The organism is Chitinophaga pinensis (assembly GCF_007896845.1).
Classification (GTDB): Bacteria; Bacteroidota; Bacteroidia; order Chitinophagales; family Chitinophagaceae; genus Chitinophaga; species Chitinophaga pinensis_C.
In genome coordinates, this window is sequence record NZ_VOHS01000011.1 from 60,008 (window position 1) to 84,825 (window position 24,818).

Sequence of the window (24,818 nt, forward strand, 5' to 3'; positions counted from 1 at the left end):
TGAATGTTAATTTTCTTTTTGTTACCAGATGCAACCCCGCATATTCATTCTTCTGATGCATGATGAATGCCATGCTTGGTTTCATACCAATATTATTAGACAGGGTGCAAAGGTAAAATAATTTTTCAAAAAACACAACTGAAGACTAAATATTTTAGCTCTTCATATTTATATATTGTAAAGGAATACCTAAGTTCGCTTCTTTCGTCTTCTGTATAACCTCCTGTAAATCATCGATCTTCTTACCAGTCACCCTTACAATATCGTCCATAATGGCCGCCTGTACCTTAGCTCCGGAATCTTTGATCAACTTAACCAGCTTCTTGGCATCTTCCTGTTTAATACCATTTCTGATAGGAACGTCTTTTTTTACCACCTTTCCGCTCTGGTAATGTTCTTTACTCAGGTCGAAAATGTTACCGTCCAGTCCCTGACGCATTGTACGACTGATCAGGACGTCAATTACCTGGCCCAGCTTCATGTCGCTGTCTACCTCTATGGTCAGGCCCAGTTCCTTCTTATTCAATTCAATACTTACATGCGAATCTTTAAAGTCGTACCTGTTGGTAATCTCCTTTTTAACGGTGTTTATCGCATTATCAAGTGTCTGTGTATCCACTTTGCTAACAATATCAAAGGATGGCATGCTGAAATATTTTAATAATCTACTAATTACTTAAGGGCTACAAATATAAACCAATACTGCATTATATAAAAAACCCCGGGACCATACCCGGGGTGTGTTAACGGAATGCCTTCCGGTAACAGGCTGCATTGTATCTGCTACAAGCAGCCAACAACTATCTTTAGTCCACTTTAGTGATCTTAGCCATGCCTGAAGAAGACTGGTTGATCACAGGTGTTCCTTTGTAACGGATCTTACCCATACCGGAAACATTCACATCCAGCTTCTTTTCCGCTGTAATATCCAGTTTACCGGTACCGGAGATAGCGACCTTCGCGTCAGAAGACTGTAAATCCAGCGCTTCTACATCGGCAGTACCTGAGATCTCATATTTGGTGGATGGGATATTTCCTTTCAGATTCAGATGACCGGAACCGGATACTTCTACTTCCAGGTTGCTGGCATCCAGCTCAACCTCTGTGTTGGTAGAGCCGCTGAAGGAGAATTTCACGTTATTTCCTTTCAGTTTGCCTTTGCTGTAGAATCCACCGCTACCACTTGAACTCAGTTCTTCCAGCTGGTCCATGGTCACATATATGTTGATGGTTTTAGAAGGCTTGATATCATATCCTCTTTTTGTACCAATTTCCAGATCGTTCCCTCTCAGCTTTGTTTCTATATATGGCAGCAGATTGTCGTCTGCCTCGATTCTGATATCGTTTTTAGCACCCGGCGTGATATACACATTATACGAACCTGAAGTACTGATGCTTCTGAACGGTCCTTCTGTACGGGATTCTGATTTAATGTTGCCACTGCCCTTTACTTTTTCATTGAGGACTTTAAAGGCAGACGCGGTGATAGTGAACAGCAATAGTGCTACTGGCAGTACCCAGTTTAAACGTAATGTTTTCATACATGAGATTTAACGGTGAAGGATTTTTTGCAGATACATTCATTAACGGCTTTCGAAGCTGATATCACTATACACGCCATTCACCGTAACGGTGGCAGATCTGTCGTCTGCGTTCGACGTGGAAGCCGAGTATGTTAATTGTGAATTCTTTTTGATGCTGGAGATATTCTTCAGAGAAAGCTCGCCGGTTCTGACATCTCCGCTGTTCAGCTGTGCTCTGATTTGCAGACCGAGTCGTTGTGGTATGCCCAGCTTTACATCGGTATATGTCAGTTGCAGTTCAGCACTTTTAAAACCTGCGCCCAGCGCTTTTACAGACAGATCGCCATACACCAGTTTTGAATTGATTTCTGACTGGACTTCTGTAAAACGAAAATCGGTATAAGTGTTTTTACCATTGAATGAACCAACCCTGTTGATGTTATATTCATCATAGTTGCCGTTTGTGGCCAGATGCGTCACGGTACCGAGGTTGTATTCGCAGTAATTGGAACGTGTGGTCAATGAAGCGATGGCATCGCTTTTAAGATTGGAATAGTTAGCTCTGATATTTACTGTTTCCGCTTTACCGATACGGCCGCGATCACAGTAATTCATATTCAGCTCCAATGTTCTTTCTGCTTCCTTGATATCGTAGTTGCAGTAGTTCATTTTTATAGATGCCGGAAACGACAGTACATCTGTGATCACATCGCCGAAGTTGTTATCGAGGACCAATTGTGCCAGTCGCTCGGGAACATACATTTCATAATCGATGTTCACATAATCTTTCGAATCTTTTTTGCCTCCCCAGGAGAACCATTTGCTGCCGGATGATGATGGATTATACACCGTCTGCAGACTGGCGCTATTGCCGGAAGTATTCTGTGCAATATCCACCATATTTACGATGGAGGTGGCTTCCTCCACGCTTTTGCCGAAACCTGTGATAGTAATAGTTGCCTTTACTTCATTTTTATTCCAGGTGTGCACAATGATCTTACCATACTTGTTACTAACGCTTAGCGTTGTACCAGGATTTGTGCTGAATTCCTTTACAATAACCTTCTTAAATTCACTGTCTCCTTTCTTACCATAGGTGAGTATAGGTAGCAATAACAATAACAGGATACTAAATCTCTCTTTCATAATTAGATTGCTTTTGGCTTACGGGCTGTTTTTCTCTCAGCTCTTCTAATATTTTATCAAGCAGGTCCAGCTTCATCTGGTAGTAGCGGACCATCGCTGCTTTAATTCTTTCATTACCTGGATTCTGGATCAGTTCTGTTTCCAGCATCTGATAGGTTTCATTGCGTAACTCCAGTTCCTTACGCCCTACACTATCCAGTCCCAGTACGGAGTTCGGATAACTTTTAATTGTCTCCAGCCGCTGCTCTATCTGCGAAGTATAATAGGTCTTCGCTTCCTGCATTTCAGGAGATACATTGATCAGGTGCTGCGACTTTTTCATTTGCAGGAACTGATAGATCATGACGCTGTTCACCAGCAATACCAGAATAGCAGCTGCTTTCAACCAATGACGGCCGATCATTTGGATCACCCGGTTTTTACGGGGAGGATTAAGCTGTTCTTCAAGGTTGGCCCATACCCGAGGGCCGGGACCGGGTGCTTCAAATTCCTGACGATGCTGTCGGACAAAATCTTCAAAACTATTTTCTGACATCAGCGTATTAATTTTCTCTGTTTTATGATCTGTCTCACTTTATCTTTTGCACGCATATACTGTGTTTTCACTGTTGACTCAGAAATGTCCAGCATGGAAGCAATTTCTTTATGTGAGTACTCTTCAAATATGTACAAGTTAAGAACGGTACGGTAGCCATGTGGCAAAACATGTATGGCCTCTTTTATAGCAGCTACCGTCCAAGCAAAATCTGATTCGTCTACTACTGTTTCTTCCTCGACGTCTATATTATCCACTTCTTCAAAATATACTTTCTTTCTACGCAGGTGGCTCAGGCAATGGTTCACAACGATTCGTTTGATCCATGCTGTTACGCTGCCTGCGTTTTCCAGCCGTTCTATATTTTTAAACACCTGCATAAAAGCCTCCTGCAAGGTATCTTCGGCATCCGCCGGATTCCCCGTCATACGCAAACAGATATTATACATTGCAGCAGAATATGCATTGTATAACTCACGGAATGCGAGTGTGTCACCTTTCTTACACCGGGACACCAGGTGGTCTGTTATGGATGTATTGTTCAAGTTGTTGGCTGATGCTTGCATTATAAAGACAATATTTTGGAAAAAGGTTGCACGGGAAGAGAATATTTTTTGCAGATAAGGGGCAATAACAGTTTCACGGATTCACAATAAGCTAACAATCAATCTTTAACATTTTAAAATAAGGACGCAACCCAAGAATAGGTCGCGTCCCTTCCATCCTTATATATACCTAAAAACAGGTCATATTAATTACCGTCTTTTACGCGGCCCTGTTCATCTTCAAGGCCGGTTTTACGGTTGCGGGCAGCTTTGATATTGGTGTTACCGAAGCGATAGTTGAAGGTCAGTCGTACCTGACGGCTTTCCCATTTACTGTTAACACCGGTGTAACGGCCACCATTTTCGAAGCTTCCACGGAAGCGCTGAATATTGAATACATCATTTACATTCAATTTCAGACTTCCTTTCTTGTGCAGGATCTGTTTGGAAACACCCAGATCAACTGCGCACATATGTTTCATTCTGAATAATCCTTCGTCGGCGATCTGCGGAGACAGATAGAATACGCTCACTTCGGCACTCAGATCTTTTGGTAAAGTGAATGTCTGTTGCGTACGTCCCATGAATCCACCGCTGGAGATATTCACAGACTGGTTATCCACGATTGTCTGGAACTTGTTGTAGTAAGCAGACAGATAGGTAAAGCTGCTCCACCATTTTGTGATCGTTACAGGAAAAGAGATATTCAGATTGACGATATCAGATTTTGCAACGTTCAGGTATTTGTAACGGATATTCAATGTATCTCCGGATACCACATCTTTGTCAGCTTCCACGATTTGTGTGATTTTATCTTTTGTATGTGTATAACCGACAGAGGTAGTCAGGAAATGTTTGAATGTATGTGTAAACTCAACGCTGTTTGCATATGAAGGTTTCAGATAAGGGTTACCCGAGATCAGTGTATATCTGTCAAGATAGATCTGAAACGGATTCAGGTCTTCATAATCAGGGCGTTGCAGACGACGGCTGTAAGACAATCCCAGCTGATGGTTTTTATGTACATCATAGCTTACAAATACACTTGGAAACAGGTTGAAATAACTGGTGTCTGTCACCTGATTCATTGTGATGGAATTACCTTCAACATTACTCTGCTCAGCACGCAGACCTAACTGTACATTCACTTTTTTGAACTGTTTCTGGAAGTTGATATATGCAGCGTTCACATTCTCTTTATAGATAAAGTGGTTGGAACGGTTTTTATCGTATACCCAGTTACCATTACGCAGTGAATCAAATTTTGCGTCATTGTCTGTCTTTACAAAACTCAGTTTGAAACCGGCTTCCAGCTTCGCCTGATTACGCAGCGGATGTACGTAATCTGCTTTGATGGTTTTGATATCAATACTGTTTGGCTGACTATTGCGGGAAGTATCACCGCGCATATAATTTTTACCGGCAGAATCCCAGATGGTAGAGAAGATATCGTTGCCACGCTCTTCACTGTTACGGGCATAGTCCAGATCGATATTCAGCTCTTTACCTGTTGTATCCAGAATGGCTCTATAGTTAAGATTATACGCCCATCTTCTCCAGTTACCATCAGCGTTGGTATGAGTTTTCAATGTAGAATCCACACGCTGTCCGTCACCAATCTTAGTGAGCGCATCCGCAGGTTCTGTATTGCTTCTAAACCCTGCATCAACCATGACACCGATTGTATTATTCTTGTTGATGAAATAATCCATGCCCACTTTAACACCGTGGTAATCGGATTTTCTTTTTCTTTCGTTGTCCTGATCGAAAACAGTTGGTCTTCCTTCAGTAGTACCGGTACGATACAAACCAAGGTGCTGCTGGTTTTCACGGTGATTGTAGTTGTACGAACCGAAGAGGTTGAATTTCTCATTGCGATGGTTCAGGTTCAGGGCGCCACCATATTTTGGCGTCAGACCATAAGCGCCGAACAGTGATACGTTACCGTTGGAACCTACCATTTTATTCTTTTTCAGTTTAATGTTGATGATCCCGGAGTTGCCAGCTGCGTCGTATTTGGCGGAAGGATTGGTGATCAGTTCGATTTGCTCAATATTACTACTGGGCATGCTTTTAAGCAGCTGTGCAACGTCCTGGGAACTCATATTGGTAAGCTTGCCATCAATCATGATAACAACACCACTCTTACCTTTCAAACTAATATTATCGTCTTTATCGATAGATACACCGGGTGATTTTTCCAATGCTTCCATAGCGGTGCCACCGGCACCTATAATGCTGTTTTCAACATTTACAATCATTTTATCAGCCCGCTGCTCAATAAAAGGTTTTTTAGCAGTGACATTGACTTCTTTCAGATTTTTGGCGTCTGTACCCAGTGTCAGTGTCTCCATTGATACCGGTGCACTGCCTTTCACTTCAAAAGGTTTGCTGTAAGCTTTCGTCATGCCCACATAAGCGGCAGCAATCAGATACTTACCTTGTTTTATCTGTTCAAATTCATATTGGCCATTGATATCTGCAATAGCACCTTTTACCAGGGATGAATCTTTTGCTTTCAGTAGAGTAATAGTGGCAAATTCCATAGGCTTTGCACCTGTCTGTAATACCCGGCCAGTGATCCGGGCTGTTTCAATTTGCTGTGCCTGGATGGTATTAATGCTACAAAAGGTTAAAAAAGAGGCCAACAATGTAGTGGTCGATTTCATATAAGGAGGATTTAAATTTATTATAGGCTTTAATCTAATTGTTTATTTCTATAGAACCGTTCTTAGTACAGATCCTTTCTTAAACAACTACAGTGTAAAGGTAGGTAGTTTGCATTGCATAGTACATAGTTTTACACAAACGGTATCCAGTTAGGGATGATTGGTAAAAGTTCAATAAAAGGGTGAGGAACCTATAATAAAGACGACTCAGTGCTGTTTTCGTTGCAGTGGGGCTATATATTCATAAAAAAAGGCGTTGCCGATTGGCAACGCCTTTATAATAAAGTTATGATAATCAACCTCATGCCCATTTTATACGTTCAAGTATCTCTGGCAATTCAGTCTGGATCTTTTCAAATAACACCCGTTCCTCCTTTCTGATATGTTCTTCAAGGCTGCGGGCCAGAATATCCATAGCGGCAATCATGTCTGTATTTTCGGCCAGTGCACTATACATACGGGAGATCTGTTGATGTTCCAGTATCAGTTCCTGTATCAGCTGATCAATTTCCGGGTGATGCCCCGTACATATTTCAAAGAGATATTCCTCTTTCTGGATGTGTGGTACCATCACCTCCTGAAATACTTTCACGATATAAGCCAGCTTGGCATTAGTTTCAAGAGGAAAACCCTCAAAAGCGGCGGCATCATTTTTCAGATACCGGCAAACGAACAGTAAACGTTGATGTTCCTGCGATAATGGAATCAGAACCGGATGACGTTGCATATTATCAGATAGCTGGTTTTGCTGCTTTATGTATTTTGCGGCAATACCAGATCAACCCTGCGCCACCGATTACCATTAATGAAGAGATAATTTCAGCCTGTGTTGGATGGAAACCGAAAATATCATATTTCGTGTTCACCCTTATTTTCTCAATAAAGAAACGTTCAACGCCGTTCATTATCAGATAGATACCAAAGATAACACCCGGTATAGTTACTTTTTTACGCAGTGCATATAATACAGCGAACAGGATCAGACAGGTGATGATTTCATATAAAGCGGTAGGATAAACGGATACCGGCAATACACTACAGTATTTACCTGTGCAACCAGCCATCTGTACACCTTCGTTGATAACGTTATGTGGATAACCGTATGCAAAGAACCAGTCAGGCAGGAAACTGAGACCGGGAGGTTTTGCGAAAGCGGCATGCGGAATATGTTCAAGGCTACCGTATTGTCTGGTAAAGAACTGTTCACTTGCTTTAATCATTTCCTGGAACTTCGCCGGATCTGCTGGTACAACTTTACCAGCGGCATCCGTAACATAGGCACTATTATATATACCCCAGTCACCATCTCCAGAGAAATGACATCCCATACGACCGACACCATAAGCCAGCATCAGTGAAGGAGCAGCACTGTCTATCAGCTGCCATACATTGACACCTTTCTTTATAGCGTAACGGATAATGACATAAGAAGCGACGATCAGTCCACCGTAGAAGGTAAGACCGCTAAAGGAAAGTAACGCACCAATGGGATCCTGCACGAAATCACCCCAGTTCTCCAGATTGTGAAATATCTTGGCGCCTAATAATCCGGCAACAGCTGCCATCACAATAATATCCGGTACACGCTGGTGAGGCATTACTATTACTGTCTCCTCTTTTGGAGTAGGCAGTTCCTGTTTTTTACCTGCACGGTATTTCGAATAACCAAAAACGCCGCCTAGTAAAAGGCCACCTACCCAACTTCCCTGAGCTGATAATATGTATGATTGCAGATCCTGAGATGCGGTCGCCCACTCAAGAGAAAAGCCCAGAATTTTGTATCCTATAACAAAACCGAGCAAGCCATGCACCAATATTTCCGTCATGCTTACCGGTTTACCGATCACAGTTTTCTCTGGTACTCCTTTCAGCAATCCAAGCCCCTCTCTTCTTTTCAACTCTTTGGTCAATACATAGGCAGCGACCAGAAATGCAATGGCAACAAAGAATCCAAAGGTTTGCAAAAGCTTAAACGGAGGGATCTCAATGCCCAAAAGGTCTTTAAAAGCGTAATATAGATTAGGATACATAGCCAAAAAAAAATTGGTGATCTGAATTTTCCTATGAACAAAGCCGAATTAGTCAAACGGAAAATCAAACCACCAAAGTAAGCTGTAAAAATTACAAATTCCAAATCATAATCCCTTTTTCTATTGTGTAAATAATATATTAACAGGCAACAGCAGAAAGGATTACGATCCGGAATAAGTTTTTAGCAGTATTGCGCAAATGCGTCAACCAGGTTAGCTGCAATCATCTGTGCAGGACGACCTTCAATCATGTGACGCTCAATGAAATGCACCAGCTGACCGTCTTTAAATAAAGCGATCGCAGGAGAAGACGGAGGGTAAGGTAACAGGTGAGAACGGAGTTGCTGAACTGCTGCCAGATCAAAACCTGCAAAGCTGGTAGTTAATCTGTCTGGTTTTTTCTCACTGTGAGCAACTGCCATCAACACACCCGGACGTGCGCTACCTGCAGAGCAACCGCAAACTGAATTGATCATCACAAGGGTAGTTCCCTCTTGCTTTAAAATCTCATCCACTCTCTCAGGTGTAAGCAGTTCCTGAAAACCATTATCTGTCAATTCTGCCTTCATGGGCATTACTAGTTCTGCTGGATACATATAACTACAATTTTTTTTGTTCGATAGTTTCCACAAAGTTAATCATTCAGCAGATTAAATAGAAAAACTTGAATGAATATGACTATATGTCATATAAAAACAATATAAAGGGACAAAAAGTCAGATAAATAACAGTGTTTCATAGCATTTTAGCAGGTTTTATGCCATGGTATTCTGTTTGCTTATACCTAATCGTTCAAATTTTAAAACAAACTCAAAAAATTATAATCATGACATTCGTAAAATTCAACCAGGCTCCAGCAGTAAAATCTTTCGGTGGTTTAGTAGAAGATATCTTTAACCACAATGGCTTTAACAGATTTTTGAAAGATGATGTTCATACCAACGACTTCTATGGTGCTTATCCGCCAGTGAACATTACAGAAAATAAGGAAGGCTATCAGGTAGATCTGCTTGTACCGGGTCTGGCTAAGGAAGATTTTAAAATCAACCTTGAAAACAAAGTATTGACTATCAGCGCAGAGAAAGCTGCTGAAACCAAAGATGAAAATCAGAAACAATTACGCAGAGAGTTCAGTTTCCGTTCATTTAAACGTTCCTTTACCCTGAATGAGCAGGTAGATGCTGAAAAGATCCAGGCGAAATACGAAAATGGTATACTGAAATTGCAGCTGGCGAAGAAAGAAAAAGTGCAGGATGCAGCAAAAGCAATTGTAGTTGAATAAGTAGAAAGGTTGGATAACGTGTGAAAATCCCCTCCCTCCCGGAGGGGATTTTTTTTATAATTCTATGGCATAGCTACCCAATAATTCACACAAACGTTTAAGAGCGAAAATATTTTTTAAAGATAATTTGCTCATATAACCGTATGGCTATGCCGCAGTTGATCAAGAAAATATATAAAGTTGCTTTAAAGACGTACCAAAACGTAGAAAATGCGGTGATTGGCAACGTCTTACACATTACTACGGACTCAAAGGACCGTTGTAATGCAAGGCTTCTTTTTGATTATCTGTTCTTCCATTTGCTGTTATTAATACCAAAATACCTGATCGGGCTTTATACACATAATACAACGGAACTGTTATTAAGCACTGCTTTCCTGATCACTCTGGTTGCCTGCATGTTATTAGTAAGAAGAGGTGCTCCTGTGAAAACGATCAGTATTCTGGCTGCCTTCCTGACCCTGATGTTGCCTGCGGCGTGTTCTTTCTTAAACAATCAGGATCTTTCGCCCAGATATTCAATGATCTGGATCGTAAGTATCCTGTTTTGCTATATCGCCACTAACATTGCAGCTACTCTGGCACTCGGCGCCGTATTGTGCGGTTATCTCAGTCTGGTAGCATGGATTCAGGTAAACCACATTACCGTATTCAGCACACCGGGATTCAGCCCGGAACAAAGTCTGATCTTTAATCCGATCCTAACTGCGTTCTATATATTATTCTTAATCAGGGTACTAGGGGCCCATTATAAGAATATATTCATTACTGAACATGAACGCACCCTGCAGAAACAGAAACAACACTCATCTCTGCTGAGTCAACATCTTACAAAACAGTTCATTATACTGAAAGGACTGTCCCGCTCGGGTAAGTCAAAATATCTGGATGGCAATAAAGAATTACTGGAAGCTTGTCTGGTAGAAATCGAAAAACAGTGTGAAACGGCTATCAGCTACCTCGACAATGGAACGGGTACAGAAAACTAAAACGGCCTCGTTCGCCGGCTACACGTCTGTGTGAGGGGTTTTCAAAAATGGTAAATAACTGTTAAAAAAATTACAACTTTCGGGTATTTCCCACCTTTCCGGAGCGTCCTATCTTTGCAATGTAAACAACAGGGTCCTATTCTCCCTATACACCGACTGAGTCCTTCTTTCTCCCTATACACCACAACCTTTTATCCCCTTCCTGGTCTTATTTTCCTTTATGCTTAGATGGTAAACCTATGCCATGAACGGCTCTTCTGCATAAGGGGAGCCTACTTTTTTCATATAACGGATAATCATAAAAAAAGAAACCCCGCGAGAAATCGCGGGGCATTTCAGTGGATTACTAACCCATTTTTTTAATAACCCAAAATCTTTAACATACTCTGAGCTGTCTGTTCCTTGGCATATAGCCAGTCTTTCAGTTGCCCGTTTTTGTCATATCCAACGATCACATGTTTTGGTGAAGGGATCAGACAGTGTTTGATACCGCCGTATCCGCTCAATTGATCCTGATAAGCACCTGTGTGGAAGAAGCCAATATACAGAGGCTCTTCTCCGGCAAGCTTCGGCAGGAATACCGCATTTATGTGTTCTTCAGAAGTGTAAAAGTCATATCCGTCACAGGTCAGACCTCCGAGATGGACCTCCTGATATTCCTGATCCCACTTATTGATAGGTAGCATCAGGAACTTTTCCCCGATACCCCAGGTATCAGGCAGGGTAGTGATAAAGGAACTGTCAATCATATACCAGTTCTCCCTGTCGTTCTGCATCTTTTCGCCTACCACGCTATAGATTACAGCGCCGCTCTCTCCTACTGTGAAAGAACCGAATTCAGTATAGATATCCGGAACAGGTACTTTGTTCTTTTTACAAATACTCTTGATATTGGCAACGATCTCGTTTACAATGTAATTGTAGTCGTAGTCAAAACCAAGGGAGTGTTTGATCGGGAATCCACCACCTACGTTAATACTATCCAGTTCAGGGCAGATCTTCTTCAACTGGCAATACAGGTTCACCACACGGTTGAACTGGCTCCAGTAATAAATATCATCTTTAATCCCCTTATTCATGAAAAAGTGCAGCATTTTCAGCTCAAACTTTTCATTTCCCTTCAGTTTATCCACATAAAACTCCAGTACGTCACGGGAACGGATACCTAATCTGGATGTGTAAAAATCAAAGGTAGGTTCCTCTTCCGCTGCAATACGCAGACCCAGCTTCACCTTATCCTTTGTACGAATGAATTTTTTGTAATCTTCCAGCTCCTCTTTGTTATCCAGTACAGGAATCACATTGCGGAAACCTGAGTTGATCAGACGGGAAATAGCTTTTGTATATGGCTTGGTCTTATAACCGTTGCATATCACAAAAGTATCCTTGTTGATCTTTTTCCTTTCATACAACTTCGTGACGATATCGATGTCATACGCAAAGGAAGTCTCGATATGAATACCATGCTTAAGCGTTTCCTCCATGATAAAGGAGAAATGCGAACTCTTGGTGCAATAACAGTAGTAATAGTTCCCGTCGTACCTGTTCTTCTTAATTGCATCCTGGAACATTTTCTTCGCCTTGTTGATCTGCATTCCGATTTTCGGCAGATAAGTAAGCTTGAAAGGTGTCCCATACTTGTCTATCAAAGCCTTGATATCCACTCCATTAAACTCCAGGTAGTTATCCTGAACGTCAAAACCTTCCTGTGGGAATTCGAAGGTTTGGTGCACGAGATCTGTGTAGGTACTGTTCATTTAAACCTATAAGACATTTTAAGGATTAGTAAAAGCTATCACAACCCTCGCTGGAAAACTCCTGGTTTATGCACCTACGTCAGTTCGAAGCCCAGCAAAATTGGTTGCAAAGCTAAATATTTTGTGTTATTGGCTGGGTAAAAAGTTTCTTTTTTTTTTAAACGGTTAAATATTACGCTAAAACATTACGTTTCAAGTTTTTATCACATAATGTATGTAATATTTTACCTCTATTTAATCAGTTCCAGACTACGTTTTCCTTCGCAGAAAATCAGGTCCAGAATGCTCAGATCGGGCAGGAAACCAACGCGATCCTGAAACACCTGAGTGTATCGCACGGTATCCTCTTCGACCTCCTTCTCTTCCGGCCTGATGATATCCCTCATATCGTTTATACCAGCCGCCTCATATGTCTTATGATACTCATCTGTAAATGCCAGCGGTGTATTCACGCCGATGATCTTGTTGGCCCACTCAAAGCATAGCATATTCCAATCCAGCAGAAATGATACCGGTTTTTCATACAATAAGCCCATCTCGTCCTCATAATATTCAAACCATGGGGAACGACGATAAGCAGACACCAGTGTTTTCCAGTGCAAAGCCTGCCAACGTTCGGCATTGCTGATCCTTACATCCTTCATTACTGTCCGCTGGTTCTTACCACGAGCCAGGGGAACACTTAATAAGATACGTCCGTTCGGTCCGGCGATGTAACAACGGTTACGAAAACTTAACTTCTGATAGTGTTCATGCTTTTCCAGCAGTAAATTATCGTAATTAATTAAAGTTTTATAAAAGGAAATATTCGGAAAATACTGTGATTCAATGAGTAGTGTCTTCTTATTTGCATCAGCTGCCATGTCGTCAAAATTGGTATTTAATAGCTAAACCTATATGATTCAATCAGTTAAAAGACTTATTCTAAATTCTCTGATAAACTGCGTTAAATAGCTGGCCCACAGCTCATAGAAGCATTATATATATGCTACTCCCTTTAGTATTATTGCCTTTTAACCCTGTACCCGGGCCGGCGCAAATTTACTAAACTATTTAGTAGCTTTCTTTGTTCATTTTTTAAGGGTCGTTTTACTTCAAGTAAAATATTAAAGCGTGATTTTAAAGAGGTTAAAACTTTCCTAATTCCGACTCCTCACTATTGACATATCTTCCCTTTGGTGTAGGTTTGCCAAAAATCTTTCATGAAGTTTTTCAGACTCGGCATTATCATTTTAACAATCTGGGGAGTAGCGAGTTCATGTGAGAAAGCTAAAGATCTTGAATTTGTAAGAGTGGCTGGCATTAATTTCGACAACCTGGGCTTTTCTAAAAGTGTTGTAAGGTTGACCCTGGCTTATTACAATCCTAACAATTTTAAACTCAAATTGAAGGACGCATCTTTTGATCTTTTTATGGACGACAACCTTGTCGGCCATTCTCTGCAGGACACCATGATCGCGATTCCGGCAAAAGATACTTTTTACTTCCCTGTAAAACTGGAAGTAAACATGGAAAACGTCTTTAAAAATGCTTTAGGTGCTCTTATGAATAAAGAGGTCACTATTAAAGCTACTGGCAATTGTAAAGTAGGTAAAGGCGGCGTATATCTGCCATTCCCTATTAAATGCGAAACAAAACAGCCAATCAAGTTTTTCTGATCATAACCGTGTAAAACTAAAAAGGCCTCGTTGCAATGCAACCGAGGCCTTTTCTTTTGAATACGTTTGTCGCAGCAATTAGTGCTTTTTATCACTATGACCACCATCTTCCGGCTTTTTACAGCAGGTTGGCAGTTTGGTGTAAGCTTCTTCATTTGCAGTTACATTATCCGCATCGTACCCTGCATTTGCGATAGCAGTTTTTACGTTCTCTATATTAGTACGATCACTGAAGAATTTTACAGTAGTGATGCCTTTTTTGAAGTCTACTTTAGAAGACTGAACACCTTCTTCTCTTGACAGATATCTTTCTATGCGATTTTTACATTGCTCGCACTGCACAGTTGGGGTATTCACCTTGGCAGTTACCAATGTACCTTTTTTAGTCTGGGCCATTGTAACACCGATACCCGTAAATAATAATACCAATACTAATTTGATGATACGCATAATTTTCTTTTTACAGACCCTAATATAACAAATACTTATTAACTGAAAACCTGATTTGGGAAGAACGGTTTAAACAGCTGGTTCCGCATTCCATTTATCTGGTGCACTTCTCCACGCTTCCAGCGTAGCCTGCTCATCGGCAGAAACTAATCCCTTCTCAACTGCCAGCTCGATTAACGCACTGTAGTTGCTCAGTGAATAATAAGGCACTTTTGCTGCTTCAAAAGCTTTTACAGCAACATCAAATCCGTAGTTGAAAATAGAAACCATACCGATCACTTCACCACCGGCTGCACGGATTGCATTAACTGCCTCCAGACTACTCTTACCGGTAGAGATCAGGTCTTCTACCACCACTACGGGCTGACCCGGTTGTAATACACCTTCAATCAGGTTACCCATACCGTGTTCTTTTGCCTTCGCTCTTACATATATAAACGGCAGCTTCAGCTGATCTGCCACCAGCGCACCCAACGGAATACCACCGGTAGCTACGCCGGCCAGTACCGCTGCATCCTGGAATGTTTCAAATACAACATTGCACAACTCAGACTTTACAAAGTCGCGCACATAAGGATAAGACAATATCTTACGGTTGTCGCAGTAAATAGGAGATTTCCAGCCAGATGCCCATGTAAATGGTTCTGACGGACGCAATTTTACCGCCTGTATCTGCAGCAGTTTCTCTGCTACCTGTTTTTCGCTGATCTTACTCATAGTAAGCAAAAATAGTTAATTACAGATTACATTTGCGCCATGCAAACAGATACAGTTATTTATCTCAATGAACGTCCGCTGCTGATCACGGCCACCCATCAGGGAATTCCCGAAAAATACAAAGATGCAACTTTGTATACGGAGCCGGACGCTGCTACTATAGAATCGGTATTACAGGCCCTCGAAACAGGCAAATCTGAATCTGCCATTTTCATCCATCCGGATGCTCCTGCCCTGCTGGAACAGGTGAAAGGATACTTTCACGTGCTGGTAGCTGCCGGCGGCCTGATCACCAATCCCGAAGAAGAAGTATTACTGATGTTCCGCCGTGGTAAATGGGATCTCCCAAAAGGCAAACAAGATCCGGGAGAAAACCTGGAAACAGCTGCCATCAGAGAAGTGGCCGAAGAAACTGGTCTGCATAATGTAACTCTGGAGCATAAAATTGGGGAAACCTTCCATTTCTATACCTGGAAAGAGAAGAGAACACTGAAGCACACTTATTGGTATAAAATGAAATTCACCGGTACAGAACTGACTGTTCCGCAGATAGAAGAAGATATTGTAGATATACAGTGGATTAAACCGGAGCACCTGGGTAAATACCTGAAGTTCTCTTATCAGAACATTATAGACGTCTTCGCAAAAGACGGTTATGCCGTATAATATTTAAAGCTTAATGCCTTTAAGGGCATTAAGCTTTTTTATCTCTTACGGCCACAGTTAAACGGCTGATACATATCAGTTTATTATCATCGTCACAGATCCGGATATCCCATACATGCGTTGTTGACCCGATATGTAATGGTTTCGCGATTGCATGTACATACCCTTCAGATACACCCTTGAGATGATTGGCGTTGATATCCAATCCCACACAGATCTGTTTCTTCGGATCAATGATCAATGAGGATGCCACACTACCCACCGTCTCCGCCAACGCGGCAGATGCACCGCCATGTAAAAGGCCGAATGGCTGCTTTGTCTGATCATTCACCGGCATAATCATCCGCAGATAATCAGGACCTATCTCTGTAAATTCCATGCCCAGATGGCCGGACAAAGTCTTGTTACCATATTCGTTCAGCTGGTCGAGGGAAATATCCAGAGAATGCCATATTGGTTTCATGGGTAATGACGCATTAAAAGTGAAAAAAGATTATGCTTTGAGCTGCCTGATAATATTTGCCGGCAAAAGCTGAGAAGCATCGCCGCCATAACGCAGTACATCCCTCACCAGCGAAGATGCCAGAGTGGAATAACGGGGCGAACAGCTCAGAAAAATAGTCTCGATGTTTTCGTCCATCATCCTGTTCACATCAGCGATTGCTTTCTCATATTCAAAGTCGCCAATGCTACGGATACCACGCAAAATAAACTGTGCCCCAATCTCTTTACAGGTATTTACGGTCAATCCTTCATAAGAGATCACCTTTACCTTCGGTCTGTCACTATAGATCTCACGGATCCATTCAATCCGCTGTTCCAACGGGAACATCGGGGTCTTGGCAGCATTCACGCCGACACCTACCACTATTTCATCGAAAAGATCCAGAGAACGGTCTATAACATCTGTATGCCCAAGCGTGATCGGATCAAAAGTGCCCGGGAATAAGCAAATACGTTTCATGCCTGTTTATTTTTTCAGCTCCTCTCTATTAATGAAGATCGAAAAGATGGTGGTACCATAGTTACGTTCACTACGGTAGTATGAATAATTCTTGTAGTTATTGCGGGGGGTATGTTCCAGTACGAACCAACCTTCCGGTTCCAATAACTGTCTTTCGAAGACAATCAAAGGCAGCTGGTCAATCGTGGTCAGCGCGTACGGCGGACCAGCAAAAATGAAGTTGAATGTCTCTGTACACTGTTCCAGGTATTTGAACACGTCCATACGCTGCAACTTCAGGGGTACTTCCAATGATTTGGCCGTCTTCTGTATGAAGTCTGCCATATTCGGATCTTTCTCCACAATAGTCAGGTCAGTCACGCCTCTGGATGCCAGCTCATAACTAATGCTGCCCGTACCTCCGAAAATATCCAGTGTTTTCAGTCCGTCGAACTCCAGATTATTCTCAAGGATATTAAATAGTCCGCCCTTGGCAATGTCTGTTGTGGGACGGGTATGCGGCATATTTGCTGGCGGCTGGAACCGCAATCCTCCCTTCTCTCCTCCGATTATACGCATAATGCCATCGCATAAAGATTGTTAAAATAATAGCCTGGAATCTCCTCCATTTTCGGGATGTACCAGAAGCCCGGCAGGCGAGGCATCCATTCCAGTTTTGGAATGAAGCGGCGTAACTCCTCATGTATCTGTGAATCAGATGTCACCGCCCCTCCTACTTTCACCTTCACCAGCTGTTCATCAAGACCGGTCTGACGCAGTATGTTCACCAGATGATACACTACATCCAATCCCGTCTGACTGGACACATCCTGCTGAATCAGCAGTTTGCCAAACCTGAAAATGGTCAGTGAGAACTTATGTTGCTGAATATCAACATAAGCGACCCCATTCAATTCCAGAAAATCGTTATCAAAACGGTAAGACTTCAGCAATCCTGAGTTAGCGTGGATCACTTTGTCTGTCGAAAATTCCTTTCTTAAAAAGCCCATCACGTCTTTATCTACTGAGTAGATATTGACCAGCTGCTGATCTGTCAATACATCTGCCAGCACCAGTTCCTGGGTCTGTTCAGGGTAAATGACATGCAGATAATCCTTCTTCAGGGATGGATTATAGTGCTGTTCGGGCACCAATGTACTGTTTACGCCATCAAAGGCCAGCTGCACCAGGTTGAAATTGGTGAATAACAGCTTGTCTGCATCGAATATCTGTTCAATCATCTGCAGATCTGCGGTAGCAGTCTTCTGCGGCAGAAAATGATAGGATTTCAATGCCAGGAACTTTTTCGCGGCCGGATTATACACTACATAACTGAAGGTCCCTTTTCCGATTAGAACAAGCAGCTGGCAGGAAGTAAGATCCGTCTCGAGCAGAGATGCATCATCCGCAGCAAAGGCAGGATGAATTTTATAGGACACAGACATTATTAATACATTAGATATGGCACAATAATACTCAAAAAACGTGACTTTTGCAGCTATGCAGTTCGAAGTAAATACGCGGCAAATAATAAAAATTGCCGCCCCTATATGCCTGGCTCTCATTATTCCACAGATAAATCACATGACAAATACCGCTTTCCTGGGTCGCCTGGGAGAGTTTCAGCTGGCAGCCAATGGTATTGCCGGTATTTATTATCTGGTGATGTACATGGTCGCCTATGGCCTGAATAACGGTCTACAGGTCCTGATCGCCCGCCGGGCAGGTCAGCTGAATACAGAAGGAATTGGCCGCCTTTTCTCTAATGGTCTGTTACTCGGACTGGGTTCTTCCTTTCTGGTTATAGCGATCACGCTGTTGCTGGCGCCATGGTTCTTTTCGAAAAGCCTTCATAATCAACAGATATATGAGGCTGCATTGTCCTTTATCCGCATCCGTATCTGGGGCCTCCCATTCCTGATGATGCTGAGTATGGCCAATGCCTTCTACATCGGCAGCGGTAATTCCAAAGTATTGGCGGTGACTTCTTTATGTCAGGAAGTAGTCAATATTTTCTTTGACTACACTTTGATATTCGGCAAACTTGGATTGCCATCCCTCGGATTAAACGGTGCAGCGGTTGCTTCTGTCATTGCCGAAGGCACAGGCATGACTGTCGCGTATACCATTCTCTTTGGTATGGGATTTCACAAACGCTTTCTGTTATTTAAGTATCTGAAACCCTCTTGGGCTATTATGCGCAGTATCCTGACTATTTCTGCGCCGTTGATCGTACAGTTCCTGTTCAGTATTGGCAGCTGGTTTATCTTCTTCATTTTTATAGAACACCTTGGCGAAAGACCGCTGGCTATTTCCAATATGCTCAGAAGTATCTTCGGATTCTTTGGTGTCTTTACCTGGTCCCTTGCGGCAACCTGCAACACCATGGTCAGTAATATTATTGGTCAGGGAAAAACGGATCAGGTATTCAGCGTGATCCGTAAAATTGTCATGATCAGTTTATTATGCGCGGTAGTTGTGTGTATACTGGTTAATCTATTCCCATATAATATCCTGCGTATTTACACGACGGATATGCCATTGATACAAGAGGCCATTCCTTCTGTCCGCATTATTACACTGAGCACCCTGCTGATGGCCATATCCGGGGTCGTACTGAGTGCTGTGACGGGTACCGGCAATACAAGGATTAACCTCGGCATTGAATTCGCCGCAGTACTGGGTTACCTCTTATATTGCAGTATTGTGGTAGAGCAGTGGCGCAGCCCACTATATGTAGCCTGGCTGGCTGATTTCTTTTACTGGACCATCATCTTTGTGCTTTGCTTCTTCTATCTGCGCAGCGGGAGATGGAAATCAAGGTCTATCTGAGATTACTCCATGCTTTCCAGCATCTTTCTACAGGTGGACTTGATGCCCGGATCATCCTGATATATTGGACGCAGGGTCACCGCCTTCCGCAATACTTCGATGGATTTTTCCAGTTCTTCCTTGTCTTTATAGGCTTTCGCGAGGTCCTGATAATTGACCAGCAGAGAGGGGTCCAGTTTACGGCATTTTTCGAAGCTGGTAATCGCATTATCCAGCGAGCCTTCCGGTAAGCCGCCGAACAGCATTTTGGCTGCCGCTTTTTCCAGAGCGTTCATATTTGCCATGTCGTAATTCAGTTTACCCAATACGTAATAGGCTTTAGCATAAGTAGGGTTAAACTTGATCGCCAGTTCAGCAAATCTTTTCACTTCTTTATACGCAGCGACTTTTTCTTTAGCCCCCTGAGTAGTGGCTACACGCCCTAATGCTACAGCCATCACATAGTTAGCTTCCGCGTTCTCAGGTGCTATTTTGATTGCCTGATCTGCATAATTTTTTGCCTCAGTATAATTACGTGTTTTCTCATCCTTGTCGGCGGCTCTGCTGCCTTCGCGGGCACTGAGTTCACTGGCGCCTGTCAGTGCGGCAATGTTATCAGGTTGTACTTTGAGTGCATCTTTGTAAAGGGACAAAGCAGCAGGTTCTTTCATTTGTTTTTCCAGTTGTCTGGCCTGGTCAACCATCTCTTCAGGAGTTTGGGCATATGTGAATGCAGATACCAGGAATAAAGCAGCAGATGTAAATACCTTATAAAACATAGGGCGGAATTTTACACATATTAAATTAACTAAATTTAACGCTTTATCGACAGATAACCCATACCGTATATGTATTTATCTGTGAAGGCAGGGGAAAATGCCCTGTTAATAGTTCTTTTCGAGTGTTACGATGGAGTTGCGTATAGGAGCCCCCATGGGAGGGTTCATTTTCTTAAGAGAAATAACGGAGCGCTGGATTTCAGGATATTTTTCCTTTACAGCGTCGCTGATATTATATACGACCTGTTCCAGCAGGGGTTGTGGAACGGCCATTATCTTTTTCACGATATTATAAAGTCCCTGATAATTAACCGTTTCAGCGATACTATCAATATGATGTGTACCGGGAATAGTTACAAAGATGTCTACGACAAATTCATTGCCTATCACTCGTTCTTCCGGATATAAGCCATGAAATGCGCGAAAGGTAGCTTGTTCTAATCCAACGGTAAGCATAAGAAAATCAGGAATTACGAATTAGGAATTGAGACTTCCAATGGAAGGAGTCTTTCTACAAAGGTTCAGACAATCTCTTGAGCAGCAGATGAGTAGTACTGTCGTTGGGTAGTCAGCATAGTATTAATTTATACCGCCAACGACAATTTATTAAAGCAATCAGGAATTATGAATCAGAAATTTTAAACCCAATTTCTGATTCATAATTCCTGATTGCTAATTATTTAGAAGCCCTGGGCAGATAAATAACGTTCTGCATCCAGTGCAGCCATACAACCACTACCCGCAGCTGTTACTGCCTGACGGTAGATCTTGTCCTGTACGTCGCCACAGGCGAATACTCCTTCCACGTTAGTACGGGAAGTGCCAGGTACGGTTTTGATATAGTCCTGTTCGTCCAGTTCCAGATAATCTTTGAAGATAGCGGAGTTGGGCTGGTGACCGATTGCTACGAAGAACGCGCTTACCGGAACGGTTGTTTCTTCATTTTTGGCAGTGTTCAGCAATCTAACTGCTTCCACTTTATTTTCGCCCAGTACTTCCTGGGTTTCAGTATTCCAGTATACGATGATGTTGGAAGTTTTCAGTACGCGGTCCTGCATAATTTTGGATGCACGCATTTCATGACGGCGAACGATCATATGAACGTTGCTACACATTTTGGACAGGTACAGTGCTTCTTCGGCAGCGGTATCACCAGCGCCTACAATCGCCACTTCTTTACCACGGAAGAAGAATCCGTCACAAACAGCGCAGGCAGATACACCGCTACCGTTCAGACGTTGCTCAGAAGGCATTCCCAGCCATTTGGCGGAAGCACCTGTAGCAATGATGATAGCATCAGCTGTCATCACTTTAGATTCGTCGATCGTTACTTTATATGGTTTGCTGCTAAAGTCTACGGATGTAGCCAGACCAAAGCGGATGTCAGCACCCATGCGGGTAGCCTGCTTTTCAAAGTCCACCATCATTTCAGGCCCCTGAATACCTTCCGGATAACCCGGATAGTTTTCTACTTCTGTTGTGATGGTCAGCTGACCGCCTGGCTGAATACCCTGGTAAAGTACAGGTTTAAGATTTGCTCTTGCGGCATATATAGCGGCAGTGTAGCCTGCCGGTCCGGAACCTATTATCAATAAATGTACATGTTCCTGTTGGTTAGTTTCCATGCTTACTATGTAATATTAATAAGGTATAATGATGGTTTATGAATGTCCGTATTCGTTACCGGCACACATGACAAGTAGACGAACAACGCCCAGGCATATGGCTTGCAAAAATACGTTTCCCCATAAAATAAAAAACACCGGCTATAAAATTACAGCCGGTGCATCTATATAAAAGTTATAGATCTATGATTTGAATAGCAACTTAATGCTTATCCTCTTCTCCTCCATCTTAACAGGGGATTAACCCAGGTAAGATTTCAGTGCTCCGCTGTAGCGGGCTTTCTGCAGCCTTTTGATGGCGCGTTCCTTGATTTGACGAATTCTTTCTTTTGTCAGGTCGTACTTCTGACCGATTTGCTCGATCGTTGCTCCATTCTCTCCATCCAGACCAAAGTATGCGTTTACGATTTCCGCTTCGCGAGGGCTGAGTGATTTCAGCACACGGCGGATCTCTTCACGCAGTGAATCACGCATTACATCATCATCAGTGATATCACCACCTTCCAGCAGGTCGCCCATTGCCACATCTTCTGCTTCGTGAACCGGAGCATCCAATGACATGTGACGGGTATTGCTTTGGAAGATATTGTTAATCTCTGACTCAGACATTTCCAGGATCTCTGCTAACTCTTCTGTTGAAGGTTCTCTTTCATTCTCCTGTTCAAATGCCATGTAGGCTTTGTTAGCTTTATTATAAGTGCCGATTTTATTCTGCGGCAGACGAACCAGACGGCCCTGTTCTGCTAAAGCCTGTAGTATGGATTGACGAATCCACCAAACAGCATAAGAAATGAATTTGAACCCTTTCGTTTCATCGAATCTCTGCGCAGCTTTGATCAACCCTAAATTGCCCTCGTTAATGAGGTCGCTGAGGCTTAAGCCCTGGTGTTGATATTGCTTTGCTACTGATACTACGAAACGAAGGTTTCCTGTAGTTAAACGTTCAAGAGCCTTCTGGTCACCCATCTTAATGCGCTGCGCCAAAACGGTCTCTTCCTCAGGTGTTAACAAAGGGATCTTTGAAATCTCCTGCAGGTATTTTTCTACCGCCTGCGAATCACGGTTTGTGATCTGGGTGGCAATTTTAAGTTGCCTCATATTGAAAGTTTATTAGTTTATAAATTGAATAACATCAAAAGAATTTTTTTGTTGAGATATTTTAAATAATTATCTTACAACCTATTCCACTCCTCTAACATTATCGTTTTAACAAATTAGCCTGCAAAGATCGTGCTAATACCCCACACCGCCAAATACTTTTCAAGCCATCAATTTGCTATAACAAAGTACTCTATATAAACGATATTTAATAACCCTTTATTAGGTATTTTCACGGCTTTAGTTAAATTTTAACAATTGAAAAATAATCAACTTCAGATTATTAACTTCACTAATTTATTATTCGATACATTGCAAATTCTTCAATGATGATTATTGATTTCAGGAGTGATACTTTCACAAAGCCAACTCCCGGAATGCTTAAAGCGATGACTGAAGCAGCCACCGGTGATGATGTATTTGGCGAAGACCCCAGCGTAAACCAGCTTGAAGCCACGATGGCAGCATATTTTGGCAAAGAAGCTGCCATGTACTGCCCCTCTGGCACAATGAGCAACCAGATTGCGATCAAAGTACATACCCAACCGGGTGATGAAGTGATTTGCAGCGACTTAGCCCATGTATATATATATGAAGGCGGCGGTATCGCCTTTAATGCGGGCGCACAGGTACGCGCGCTCGAGGGTGACCGTGGTATGATCACCGCTGCACAGGTAGCCGCAGCTATCAACCCTGACGATGTGCACAAAGCCACTACCAGTCTGGTTTGCCTTGAAAACACCTCTAACCGCGGAGGTGGCTGTTGTTATGATATTGAAGAAATCACAAGGATTAAAAACGTATGCAGGGATAATCACCTGAAACTACATCTGGACGGGGCCAGACTGTTCAATGCGCTTGTGGCAACCGGGGAAAATCCGAAGACATTCGGGGAACTGTTCGATACGATTTCTGTCTGCCTCAACAAAGGCATGGGCTGTCCTATGGGCTCCGTGCTACTGGGGAGCGCAGCGTTTATTAAATCCGCCCGCAGGGTGAGGAAAAAGTTAGGTGGTAGCCTACGTCAGGCTGGCTATATGGCAGCAACCGGACTTTATGCCATGGAACATCATATTGCCAGATTGGCAGAAGACCATCTGAATGCCAAACAGATTGCCAAATACCTGTTACAGAAAACCTTTGTCGGACATATGCTGCCGGTAGAAACCAATATCCTCATCTTTAATGTACAGGATGAATGGACGCCGAAACTGTTTGCAGACTATATGAAACAGGAAGGCATATTGGTAACGCCGATCTCCGATACACAAATCCGTATGGTACTGCACCTTGATATTACACAGGAAATGGTGGAAAAAACCTGTGCTGTTATCTCCCACATGGAATAGTCTTTTCAAAAAATGGAATTATCTTCCAGATAATAGAATAAGAGGGCTGTCCGCTTTACGGTGAACAGCCCTTCTCCTTATTCTAAATTCAGCCACTCTGTTACCTGCCGGTAATCATGGAGATCGATCCCTTTGCTACGCGCGCCGGTGAGCTATTGTCCTGACACGGCAATGACTTTAAATTTCAATTTTAGCAAGGTGATTCAGTTAATAACAAGTATGTTACGGGGTTATCTGCTGGCAATA

At 42.6% G+C, this 24,818-nt stretch carries 27 protein-coding genes; 6 read left to right on the top strand and 21 right to left on the bottom strand.

Annotated elements, in window-relative coordinates; translation table 11 throughout:
* Positions 1-154 precede the first annotated feature (154 nt).
* The 9 genes from FEF09_RS13330 to FEF09_RS13370 all read right to left on the bottom strand — a co-directional run bounded on the left by FEF09_RS13330 (position 155) and on the right by FEF09_RS13370 (position 9,044).
* On the bottom strand, positions 155-646 hold the full coding sequence (locus FEF09_RS13330) for a YajQ family cyclic di-GMP-binding protein (protein WP_146305577.1): 492 nt from the start codon (positions 644-646) through the stop codon (positions 155-157).
* A gap of 160 nt (positions 647-806) precedes the next feature.
* Positions 807-1,541, bottom strand: a complete 735-nt coding sequence (locus tag FEF09_RS13335; RefSeq protein WP_146305578.1) for a head GIN domain-containing protein — start codon at positions 1,539-1,541, stop codon at positions 807-809.
* 42 nt (positions 1,542-1,583) lie between these two features.
* Positions 1,584-2,669: a DUF4097 family beta strand repeat-containing protein gene (locus tag FEF09_RS13340; RefSeq protein ID WP_146305579.1), complete on the bottom strand. Its 1,086-nt coding sequence runs from the start codon at positions 2,667-2,669 to the stop codon at positions 1,584-1,586.
* A complete protein-coding gene (locus FEF09_RS13345; RefSeq protein WP_146305580.1) occupies positions 2,653-3,204 on the bottom strand; it encodes a hypothetical protein in 552 nt (183 codons plus the stop codon). Before FEF09_RS13345 ends, FEF09_RS13340 begins: the two co-directional genes overlap by 17 nt.
* Positions 3,204-3,719 carry an RNA polymerase sigma factor gene (locus FEF09_RS13350; RefSeq protein ID WP_186774331.1) on the bottom strand — a complete coding sequence of 172 codons (516 nt, stop codon included), beginning with the start codon at positions 3,717-3,719 and terminating at the stop codon, positions 3,204-3,206. Before FEF09_RS13350 ends, FEF09_RS13345 begins: the two co-directional genes overlap by 1 nt.
* Before the next feature lie 236 nt (positions 3,720-3,955).
* The gene (locus FEF09_RS13355; RefSeq protein WP_146305582.1) at positions 3,956-6,418 is read right to left on the bottom strand and encodes an outer membrane beta-barrel family protein; all 2,463 of its coding nucleotides are present in this window, start codon (positions 6,416-6,418) and stop codon (positions 3,956-3,958) included.
* Positions 6,419-6,719: 301 nt separating this feature from the next.
* On the bottom strand, positions 6,720-7,145 hold the full coding sequence (locus FEF09_RS13360; RefSeq protein ID WP_146305583.1) for a hemerythrin domain-containing protein: 426 nt from the start codon (positions 7,143-7,145) through the stop codon (positions 6,720-6,722).
* A 4-nt stretch (positions 7,146-7,149) separates the two neighbouring features.
* Positions 7,150-8,448 carry a prolipoprotein diacylglyceryl transferase gene (locus FEF09_RS13365; RefSeq protein ID WP_146305584.1) on the bottom strand — a complete coding sequence of 433 codons (1,299 nt, stop codon included), beginning with the start codon at positions 8,446-8,448 and terminating at the stop codon, positions 7,150-7,152.
* Between the two features lie 182 nt (positions 8,449-8,630).
* Positions 8,631-9,044, bottom strand: a complete 414-nt coding sequence (locus FEF09_RS13370) for a BrxA/BrxB family bacilliredoxin (protein WP_146305585.1) — start codon at positions 9,042-9,044, stop codon at positions 8,631-8,633.
* A 230-nt stretch (positions 9,045-9,274) separates the two neighbouring features.
* On the opposite strand from FEF09_RS13370, the gene FEF09_RS13375 reads away from it, so the two are divergent.
* A complete protein-coding gene (locus FEF09_RS13375; protein WP_146305586.1) occupies positions 9,275-9,730 on the top strand; it encodes an Hsp20/alpha crystallin family protein in 456 nt (151 codons plus the stop codon).
* Positions 9,731-9,879: 149 nt separating this feature from the next.
* Positions 9,880-10,719: a hypothetical protein gene (locus FEF09_RS13380; RefSeq protein ID WP_146305587.1), complete on the top strand. Its 840-nt coding sequence runs from the start codon at positions 9,880-9,882 to the stop codon at positions 10,717-10,719.
* A gap of 359 nt (positions 10,720-11,078) precedes the next feature.
* On the opposite strand, the gene FEF09_RS13385 is transcribed toward FEF09_RS13380, so the two are convergent.
* A complete protein-coding gene (locus FEF09_RS13385) occupies positions 11,079-12,476 on the bottom strand; it encodes an arginine decarboxylase (RefSeq protein WP_089813398.1) in 1,398 nt (465 codons plus the stop codon).
* Positions 12,477-12,706: 230 nt separating this feature from the next.
* Positions 12,707-13,339, bottom strand: a complete 633-nt coding sequence (locus tag FEF09_RS13390) for a WbqC family protein (protein ID WP_146305588.1) — start codon at positions 13,337-13,339, stop codon at positions 12,707-12,709.
* Positions 13,340-13,678: 339 nt separating this feature from the next.
* On the opposite strand from FEF09_RS13390, the gene FEF09_RS13395 reads away from it, so the two are divergent.
* Positions 13,679-14,134: an LEA type 2 family protein gene (locus tag FEF09_RS13395; RefSeq protein ID WP_146305589.1), complete on the top strand. Its 456-nt coding sequence runs from the start codon at positions 13,679-13,681 to the stop codon at positions 14,132-14,134.
* Positions 14,135-14,212: 78 nt separating this feature from the next.
* On the opposite strand, the gene FEF09_RS13400 is transcribed toward FEF09_RS13395, so the two are convergent.
* A complete protein-coding gene (locus FEF09_RS13400; RefSeq protein WP_012793797.1) occupies positions 14,213-14,584 on the bottom strand; it encodes a heavy-metal-associated domain-containing protein in 372 nt (123 codons plus the stop codon).
* A gap of 69 nt (positions 14,585-14,653) precedes the next feature.
* Positions 14,654-15,301, bottom strand: coding sequence for an orotate phosphoribosyltransferase (gene pyrE, locus FEF09_RS13405; protein ID WP_146305590.1), 648 nt, complete (start codon positions 15,299-15,301; stop codon positions 14,654-14,656).
* Positions 15,302-15,340: 39 nt separating this feature from the next.
* On the opposite strand from pyrE, the gene FEF09_RS13410 reads away from it, so the two are divergent.
* Positions 15,341-15,967: an NUDIX hydrolase gene (locus tag FEF09_RS13410; protein ID WP_146305591.1), complete on the top strand. Its 627-nt coding sequence runs from the start codon at positions 15,341-15,343 to the stop codon at positions 15,965-15,967.
* A 28-nt stretch (positions 15,968-15,995) separates the two neighbouring features.
* Here FEF09_RS13410 and FEF09_RS13415 read toward each other — a convergent pair whose 3' ends face one another.
* From FEF09_RS13415 to FEF09_RS13430, 4 genes are read right to left on the bottom strand one after another with little or no spacing between them, the layout of a single operon-like run.
* Complete coding sequence (locus FEF09_RS13415; RefSeq protein WP_146305592.1) at positions 15,996-16,430, bottom strand: hotdog fold thioesterase; 435 nt, start codon at positions 16,428-16,430, stop codon at positions 15,996-15,998.
* A gap of 30 nt (positions 16,431-16,460) precedes the next feature.
* Positions 16,461-16,931: a pantetheine-phosphate adenylyltransferase gene (coaD, locus tag FEF09_RS13420; protein ID WP_146305593.1), complete on the bottom strand. Its 471-nt coding sequence runs from the start codon at positions 16,929-16,931 to the stop codon at positions 16,461-16,463.
* 6 nt (positions 16,932-16,937) lie between these two features.
* On the bottom strand, positions 16,938-17,489 hold the full coding sequence (locus tag FEF09_RS13425) for an RsmD family RNA methyltransferase (RefSeq protein ID WP_146305594.1): 552 nt from the start codon (positions 17,487-17,489) through the stop codon (positions 16,938-16,940).
* A complete protein-coding gene (locus FEF09_RS13430) occupies positions 17,480-18,349 on the bottom strand; it encodes a DUF3822 family protein (protein ID WP_177222955.1) in 870 nt (289 codons plus the stop codon). The genes FEF09_RS13425 and FEF09_RS13430 overlap by 10 nt, the downstream gene beginning before the upstream one ends.
* 61 nt (positions 18,350-18,410) lie before the next feature.
* Between FEF09_RS13430 and FEF09_RS13435 the strand changes: the two genes are divergently transcribed.
* Positions 18,411-19,742: an MATE family efflux transporter gene (locus FEF09_RS13435; RefSeq protein ID WP_146305595.1), complete on the top strand. Its 1,332-nt coding sequence runs from the start codon at positions 18,411-18,413 to the stop codon at positions 19,740-19,742.
* A gap of 2 nt (positions 19,743-19,744) precedes the next feature.
* On the opposite strand, the gene FEF09_RS13440 is transcribed toward FEF09_RS13435, so the two are convergent.
* The 4 genes from FEF09_RS13440 to FEF09_RS13455 all read right to left on the bottom strand — a co-directional run bounded on the left by FEF09_RS13440 (position 19,745) and on the right by FEF09_RS13455 (position 23,223).
* Complete coding sequence (locus tag FEF09_RS13440; protein WP_146305596.1) at positions 19,745-20,500, bottom strand: hypothetical protein; 756 nt, start codon at positions 20,498-20,500, stop codon at positions 19,745-19,747.
* A gap of 105 nt (positions 20,501-20,605) precedes the next feature.
* Positions 20,606-20,956, bottom strand: a complete 351-nt coding sequence (locus tag FEF09_RS13445; RefSeq protein WP_146305597.1) for a dihydroneopterin aldolase — start codon at positions 20,954-20,956, stop codon at positions 20,606-20,608.
* Between the two features lie 224 nt (positions 20,957-21,180).
* On the bottom strand, positions 21,181-22,125 hold the full coding sequence (trxB, locus tag FEF09_RS13450) for a thioredoxin-disulfide reductase (protein WP_146305598.1): 945 nt from the start codon (positions 22,123-22,125) through the stop codon (positions 21,181-21,183).
* Positions 22,126-22,365: 240 nt separating this feature from the next.
* Positions 22,366-23,223: an RNA polymerase sigma factor RpoD/SigA gene (locus FEF09_RS13455; RefSeq protein WP_012793808.1), complete on the bottom strand. Its 858-nt coding sequence runs from the start codon at positions 23,221-23,223 to the stop codon at positions 22,366-22,368.
* Positions 23,224-23,549: 326 nt separating this feature from the next.
* Between FEF09_RS13455 and FEF09_RS13460 the strand changes: the two genes are divergently transcribed.
* A complete protein-coding gene (locus tag FEF09_RS13460; RefSeq protein WP_146305599.1) occupies positions 23,550-24,572 on the top strand; it encodes a threonine aldolase family protein in 1,023 nt (340 codons plus the stop codon).
* The last annotated feature ends 246 nt before the right edge of the window (positions 24,573-24,818 follow it).

Bases quoted from the DNA above. Each gene is read 5' to 3' on its own strand.
- FEF09_RS13435 (WP_146305595.1), top strand. From the start codon at position 18,411: ATGCAGTTCGAAGTAAATACGCGGCAAATAATAAAAATTGCCGCCCCT.
- FEF09_RS13440 (WP_146305596.1), bottom strand. From the start codon at position 20,500: ATGTTTTATAAGGTATTTACATCTGCTGCTTTATTCCTGGTATCTGCA.
- FEF09_RS13395 (WP_146305589.1), top strand. From the start codon at position 13,679: ATGAAGTTTTTCAGACTCGGCATTATCATTTTAACAATCTGGGGAGTA.
- FEF09_RS13365 (WP_146305584.1), bottom strand. From the start codon at position 8,448: ATGTATCCTAATCTATATTACGCTTTTAAAGACCTTTTGGGCATTGAG.
- FEF09_RS13360 (WP_146305583.1), bottom strand. From the start codon at position 7,145: ATGCAACGTCATCCGGTTCTGATTCCATTATCGCAGGAACATCAACGT.
- FEF09_RS13340 (WP_146305579.1), bottom strand. From the start codon at position 2,669: ATGAAAGAGAGATTTAGTATCCTGTTATTGTTATTGCTACCTATACTC.
- coaD (WP_146305593.1), bottom strand. From the start codon at position 16,931: ATGAAACGTATTTGCTTATTCCCGGGCACTTTTGATCCGATCACGCTT.
- FEF09_RS13390 (WP_146305588.1), bottom strand. From the start codon at position 13,339: ATGGCAGCTGATGCAAATAAGAAGACACTACTCATTGAATCACAGTAT.
- FEF09_RS13380 (WP_146305587.1), top strand. From the start codon at position 9,880: ATGCCGCAGTTGATCAAGAAAATATATAAAGTTGCTTTAAAGACGTAC.
- FEF09_RS13345 (WP_146305580.1), bottom strand. From the start codon at position 3,204: ATGTCAGAAAATAGTTTTGAAGATTTTGTCCGACAGCATCGTCAGGAA.
- FEF09_RS13425 (WP_146305594.1), bottom strand. From the start codon at position 17,489: ATGCGTATAATCGGAGGAGAGAAGGGAGGATTGCGGTTCCAGCCGCCA.
- FEF09_RS13415 (WP_146305592.1), bottom strand. From the start codon at position 16,430: ATGAAACCAATATGGCATTCTCTGGATATTTCCCTCGACCAGCTGAAC.
- pyrE (WP_146305590.1), bottom strand. From the start codon at position 15,301: ATGAGTAAGATCAGCGAAAAACAGGTAGCAGAGAAACTGCTGCAGATA.
- FEF09_RS13400 (WP_012793797.1), bottom strand. From the start codon at position 14,584: ATGCGTATCATCAAATTAGTATTGGTATTATTATTTACGGGTATCGGT.
- FEF09_RS13455 (WP_012793808.1), bottom strand. From the start codon at position 23,223: ATGAGGCAACTTAAAATTGCCACCCAGATCACAAACCGTGATTCGCAG.
- FEF09_RS13385 (WP_089813398.1), bottom strand. From the start codon at position 12,476: ATGAACAGTACCTACACAGATCTCGTGCACCAAACCTTCGAATTCCCA.
- FEF09_RS13375 (WP_146305586.1), top strand. From the start codon at position 9,275: ATGACATTCGTAAAATTCAACCAGGCTCCAGCAGTAAAATCTTTCGGT.
- FEF09_RS13335 (WP_146305578.1), bottom strand. From the start codon at position 1,541: ATGAAAACATTACGTTTAAACTGGGTACTGCCAGTAGCACTATTGCTG.
- FEF09_RS13445 (WP_146305597.1), bottom strand. From the start codon at position 20,956: ATGCTTACCGTTGGATTAGAACAAGCTACCTTTCGCGCATTTCATGGC.
- FEF09_RS13460 (WP_146305599.1), top strand. From the start codon at position 23,550: ATGATGATTATTGATTTCAGGAGTGATACTTTCACAAAGCCAACTCCC.
- FEF09_RS13355 (WP_146305582.1), bottom strand. From the start codon at position 6,418: ATGAAATCGACCACTACATTGTTGGCCTCTTTTTTAACCTTTTGTAGC.
- FEF09_RS13410 (WP_146305591.1), top strand. From the start codon at position 15,341: ATGCAAACAGATACAGTTATTTATCTCAATGAACGTCCGCTGCTGATC.
- FEF09_RS13330 (WP_146305577.1), bottom strand. From the start codon at position 646: ATGCCATCCTTTGATATTGTTAGCAAAGTGGATACACAGACACTTGAT.
- FEF09_RS13370 (WP_146305585.1), bottom strand. From the start codon at position 9,044: ATGTATCCAGCAGAACTAGTAATGCCCATGAAGGCAGAATTGACAGAT.
- trxB (WP_146305598.1), bottom strand. From the start codon at position 22,125: ATGGAAACTAACCAACAGGAACATGTACATTTATTGATAATAGGTTCC.